Origin of the sequence: Flavobacterium sp., assembly GCF_044371705.1 — a bacterium.
Taxonomy (GTDB): domain Bacteria; phylum Bacteroidota; class Bacteroidia; order Flavobacteriales; family Flavobacteriaceae; genus Flavobacterium.
The window spans coordinates 1-5,364 of sequence record NZ_JBILTE010000174.1; the positions used below are offsets into that span (position 1 = coordinate 1).

The 5,364-nt window shown below is 35.0% G+C and carries 5 protein-coding genes; 3 read left to right on the forward strand and 2 right to left on the reverse strand.

Annotated features, from left to right (window positions below):
* On the reverse strand, positions 1–516 hold a 516-nt coding region (locus tag ACIQ2S_RS10835; RefSeq protein ID WP_396175853.1), incomplete at its 3' end, for a ZIP family metal transporter.
* On the reverse strand, positions 516–1,247 hold the full coding sequence (locus ACIQ2S_RS10840) for a class I SAM-dependent methyltransferase (protein WP_396175861.1): 732 nt from the start codon (positions 1,245–1,247) through the stop codon (positions 516–518). The genes ACIQ2S_RS10840 and ACIQ2S_RS10835, both read right to left, overlap by 1 nt.
* Before the next feature lie 115 nt (positions 1,248–1,362).
* On the opposite strand from ACIQ2S_RS10840, the gene ACIQ2S_RS10845 reads away from it, so the two are divergent.
* The 3 genes from ACIQ2S_RS10845 to crtD all read left to right on the forward strand — a co-directional run bounded on the left by ACIQ2S_RS10845 (position 1,363) and on the right by crtD (position 5,305).
* Positions 1,363–2,532: a class I SAM-dependent RNA methyltransferase gene (locus tag ACIQ2S_RS10845; protein ID WP_396175855.1), complete on the forward strand. Its 1,170-nt coding sequence runs from the start codon at positions 1,363–1,365 to the stop codon at positions 2,530–2,532.
* 387 nt (positions 2,533–2,919) lie between these two features.
* Positions 2,920–3,630 carry a DUF3291 domain-containing protein gene (locus ACIQ2S_RS10850; RefSeq protein ID WP_396175857.1) on the forward strand — a complete coding sequence of 237 codons (711 nt, stop codon included), beginning with the start codon at positions 2,920–2,922 and terminating at the stop codon, positions 3,628–3,630.
* Between the two features lie 190 nt (positions 3,631–3,820).
* Positions 3,821–5,305 carry a 1-hydroxycarotenoid 3,4-desaturase CrtD gene (gene crtD / locus ACIQ2S_RS10855; RefSeq protein WP_396175859.1) on the forward strand — a complete coding sequence of 495 codons (1,485 nt, stop codon included), beginning with the start codon at positions 3,821–3,823 and terminating at the stop codon, positions 5,303–5,305.
* Positions 5,306–5,364: the final 59 nt, after the last annotated feature.

Below are 5,364 nucleotides of genomic sequence, written 5' to 3' on the forward strand. Positions count from 1 at the left end.
CAAAGCAAATGAAAGCATGAATGCAAAAACTATGAATTTGTTCATTTTGGCATTCACAAAAAACAACGTTAGAATGATGGCAATTGGGAAGTGGTGCACCGCAATTCCGTATGCCAAATTTGTGTTTTCATATATAGGAAATCCTTCTAACAACGCATGAATACATAAACTAATGAACAACAACCACGGAATTTGATGTACTTCATTGTTTTCATCGGTATGCACGTGAACGTGACCGTGTTCGGCACCTTTAGAGAAAAATTCTAAGACTATTTGGAACAAAATTCCAATCATAATAAAAACACCCACCGGAATAGACGAATGAACTTGTTCGCCTTCATGAACATGGTGGGAATCTTCAAACAACTCAGGAAGTAAATGCAAAACCGTCAGCGAAAGCAAAAAAGCTCCACTAAACGCCAATAATAATTTGATGTTTTTTTTCTTTTGAGGTTTCAAGAACAAGGCAATCAAAAACCCTAAGATGACAGCTGAAAAAGTAATAATATACTGCATTATTTAAAGATCAAAATTAAACGTTCAGATTGAGCTTTATAGAATTTTCGGAGTTTGTAATCACCAAAAACATCTAATAAGTAAATGTCGGCTTCTTCCATCATTTTTTCAAAATCAGCTAATCGTAAGGCTTGGACTTTTTCAGTAAAGTGAAAATCTTCTCCTTTGTCAGAAAATGAAATTTCTTTATAAATGTAATTGTTTTTTTCATAGCGTTTGATATGAAAATCAATACCATCCACTGTTTTTGTTTCTTCGGGAATTAAATTTTCCAACACCTGATCAACATTCATAAAGTCAATCACAGCAAAACCATATTCTGATAAACTGTCGCGAATTGCTTTTAGCGTTGTTAAATTATCTGCATCATCTTCAAAATACCCAAAACTGGTAAACAAATTGAAAATTGCATCGAACTTTTCTTCAAACGAAATTCGCATGTCGTGTACTTGAAAATGCAATTTGTCATTGGATGATTTTGAGGCTTCCGTGATACTATTTTCAGACAAATCAGCTCCGGTTACATCAAATCCTAATTGATTAAGATAAATAGAATGACGACCTTTTCCACAAGCAAGATCTAAAATTTTTGCGTCTTCAGGCAAATTTAAATAATGGGTTAGATTATCCATAAAAATCTGGGCTTCATCATAATCTCTGTCTTTGTAGAGTATGTGATAATAAGGTGTGTCAAACCAGGAGGCATACCAGTTATTATTTGTGGGTTGCATCCCGACGTTTCGGGAGCGGGGTAGAGGTTTTATAGAATCTGACATTAATTGAATAGATACTTTAGGAACGTGCAAATTTAGTGTATTTTTGCCAAGTTTTACAGATTTAATAGTCATGGAAAAGAATTTTAAGATGGTTGCCAAAACCTTTTTTGGTTTTGAAGAGATTTTAGCGAAAGAAGTACAGCAGTTAGGCGGACAAGATGTGCAAACCGGAACACGGGTGGTGACCTTTTCCGGCGATAAAGGATTTATGTACAAAGCTAATTTATCCTTGCGAACGGCTCTTAAAATTTTAAAACCCATCAAATGGTTTAAAGTGTTTAACGAAAAGAGTTTGTATGATGGAATTTCAAGCATCGATTGGAGTCAGTTTATGACCGAAAAGCAAACATTTGTGGTAGATGTGACTCTGTATTCGGAAGCATTTAATAACTCGCAATTTGTTGCTTTGAAAACCAAAGATGCGATTGTGGATCAATTCAGAGCCAAATCAGGTGTTCGTCCGAGTATCGATAAAGATTTTCCTGATTTACGAATTCATATACATTTAGATCGCGACCAATGCACGGTTTCTTTAGATACTTCCGGTGAATCGTTACACCAACGAGGTTATCGTTCGGCGACTAATATTGCTCCAATCAATGAAGTTTTAGCAGCAGGAATGTTGCTTCTTTCCGGTTGGGAGGGAACTTCTCACTTTTTAGATCCGATGTGCGGGAGCGGAACCATTTTAGCGGAAGCTGCGATGATTGCATGCAATATTCCGGCAAACATTAACCGAAAAGAATTTGCTTTTGAAAAGTGGAACGATTGGGACAATGATTTATTTGACCAAATCATTGATAGTTTGATGAAGAAAACGAGAGAGTTTCACTATACCATCAAAGGCTTTGACAAAGCTCCAAGTGCCGTTCGAAAAGCTCAAGACAATATTCAAAATGCTAATTTGGATGATTATGTGACCATTGAGCAAAAAGACTTTTTTGAAACAGAGAAGCAAACAGAAGGTCCCCTGCAAATGGTTTTTAATCCGCCGTATGGCGAACGTTTGGATATAGATATGGAACGTTTTTACAGAGAAATTGGCGATACGTTTAAACAAAGTTACCCTAATACTCAGGCCTGGTTTATCACAGCCAACTTAGAAGCATTGAAGTTTGTTGGATTGAAACCTTCGCGAAAAATAAAATTATTCAACGGAAAATTAGAAGCTCGGTTGGTGAAATATGATATTTATGAAGGAAGTAAACGCACGAAGTTTCAGAATAGGGAAGAGGAATAATTAACCTAAGCTAAATTTTTAAAATCAATAATTGAAAATTTATATCCGGATAATGCGTCTTATATGTCATAGTATGTGCTTCTAATTACCTTTTTAAATTGCCTTACACCTGCAACAATTAACACATGAGTACCTAACTTTTTTATGAAACTTCAAGGTTTATATATAAATTTACAATACTTTAAATAAGTTAACCCAATAGCAAATGCAACGGCTAGATGATTTGAGTTTATATTTACAAAATCTGTCAGTATTTGATAGTTCATTCTGCAGGAGCTACAATTCTATATTTTTGAGCAATGCGGACCTTTTACTTGCGGATCTACCGATTTCCTTCTGTGCAAGAATAGCAATAAATGCAGGACCTTTAAAAATTCAAATACTGTAATGAGTCAGATAACGACAAGCACTTTTTTTAAGGTGGAAGCAATTCCAAATAGATATTGGGCATTTAAGCAAATGCAACTTGGACATCTAGAATTAAAAAATGTTCCAGGGCTTATTTTCTATAAATTATTAGGCTCAGGAGCCAAAAATGGCTTTAGTGCTATCCCTAATTTTGGAACTTACGTACTTTTTTGTGTATGGGAATCGGAAGATTTTGCAGCGACTTTTTTTACGGAAAATGGCTTTTTTAAAGCGTATCAAAATCGGAGTGTCGAACATTTTACGGCCTATTTGCATGCTGCAGATATTCACGGATTTTGGAATGGTAGGCAACCGTTTGAAAAAACTGCTACACTTGACTTAGACAAACCTGTTATTGTGCTGACTCGTGCGAGTATACGATTCAGAAAATTATGGTCTTTTTGGAGTAAAGTCGGAACAGTAAGTCAAAGCTTAAGTGGCTATGATGGACTGGTTTTATCTATTGGTGTTGGCGAATGGCCCCTTATTCAGCAAGCTACCATCAGTATCTGGCAAACACAAGCGGAGATGATGGATTATGCCTATAAAAATCCGAAACATCGCGAAGTAGTTTTGCTCACTCGCAAGCTTAATTGGTACAAGGAAGAAATGTTTGCTCGGTTTGCTCCTTACAAATTTGTGGGTGTGTGGGAGGGAAAAAATGCTGCTGCTATTTTACAGAAGAAGTAGGTCATTCATTTTATTGAACGAGACCATTTTCGAGAATAAAATACTTACGGTTGTGTCTTGCACTATTTTTTTAGTTAAATATGGTCAAATTTAACTTTTTAAAATTGTTACTAATTATTTTAAAAAATATAATTCAATAACCCATATTTTTTTTATTTGTTTAATATATTTGCATATATTTTAAACAAAAATGGAATTACAGAGCGAACCTAAAAGGGCTGTGGTCATCGGTTCGGGTATTGCAGGTATTGCAAGTGCAATTCGTCTTCAACAAAAAGGATTCAACGTGACGGTATTTGAAAAAAACGCATATCCAGGCGGTAAACTTTCAGAGTTTCGTTTAGGCAATTATCGTTTTGATGCTGGCCCTTCATTGTTTACGATGCCTCATTTTGTAGATGAATTATTTGAATTATCAGGCAAAAATCCAAGGGACTACTTTACTTATGTAAAACATAATAAATCGTGCCATTATTTTTGGGATGATGGCATAGCTCTTGAAGCCTCCGGCGATCGAACCACTTTTTCCAAGCAAGTTTCTGAAATATTTTTTACGCCGCACGGAATCATTGAAAAAAAACTTTTGAAGGCTGCCTTTATAAATGACACCATTGGAAATTTATTTTTAGAACAAAGTTTACATACTATTAAAAATTTCTTTAATCGTAAAACTCTTAAGGCAATTTTAAAAATAAAAGATTTAGACATCAATCAATCTTTGCATGCAACCAATGTAAAAGATTTGCAGCATCCCAAATTAGTTCAATTATTTGATAGATATGCCACCTACAATGGTTCAAATCCTTATAAGACTCCGGGAATAATGGGTATTATTCCGCATTACGAATACAATGTGGGCACTTTTTTTCCCACAAAGGGAATGAACAGTATTACCACTTCGTTGGTTCAACTTGCTGAGGACATCGGTGTAAAATTTGAATACAATAGTCAAGTAGAACAAATACTTCTTAGTTCCTCCGATAATGAAGTCAAAGGGGTGAAAGTTGACAACCAGACTATTTTTGCAGAAATTGTATTTAGTAATATGGACGTATATTTTACTTATCATAAATTAATACCTCAGATTAAAATTCCAAAAAAAACTTTATCGCAGGAGCGATCGAGTTCGGCAATCATATTCTATTGGGGTGTGAAGAAAGAGTTTCAAGCGTTAGACTTACATAACATCTTTTTTACCGATAATTATAAGCAAGAGTTTACATGTCTTTTTGACGATAAAACGATGTATAGTGACCCAACAGTTTATATTAATATTTCGTCAAAATTAGCCAAAAATGATGCTCCACAGGGTGCTGAAAATTGGTTTGTAATGGTAAACGCACCATCTAATTGTGGTCAGAATTGGGATGAGTTGATCGCGAATACGAGAAACAATATCATTGCCAAAATTAATAACCGATTATCTACTTCATTGCAAGATTTAATAGAATATGAAGAAATTCTCGATCCGCGAACGATTGAAAGCAAGACGTCTTCTTATCAAGGTTCACTTTACGGAACCGCAAGTAACAATAAATTCGCAGCATTTTTAAGACACCCTAACTTTAAAAAAAATGTTAAAGGTTTATATTTTGTCGGTGGAAGCGTGCACCCGGGGGGCGGTATTCCACTTTGTTTAATGAGTGCTAAAATTGCGTCTAATCATGTTAAGTAGTAAGTATAATTTGAAATTTTATATTTCAGTTGCTGTTTTGGTTGCCTTTTACACATCAG

Excerpts from the sequence above, each read along its gene's own strand:
- ACIQ2S_RS10840 (WP_396175861.1), bottom strand. The coding sequence starts at position 1,247 with ATGCAACCCACAAATAATAACTGGTATGCCTCCTGGTTTGACACACCT.
- ACIQ2S_RS10845 (WP_396175855.1), top strand. The coding sequence starts at position 1,363 with ATGGAAAAGAATTTTAAGATGGTTGCCAAAACCTTTTTTGGTTTTGAA.
- ACIQ2S_RS10850 (WP_396175857.1), top strand. The coding sequence starts at position 2,920 with ATGAGTCAGATAACGACAAGCACTTTTTTTAAGGTGGAAGCAATTCCA.
- crtD (WP_396175859.1), top strand. The coding sequence starts at position 3,821 with ATGGAATTACAGAGCGAACCTAAAAGGGCTGTGGTCATCGGTTCGGGT.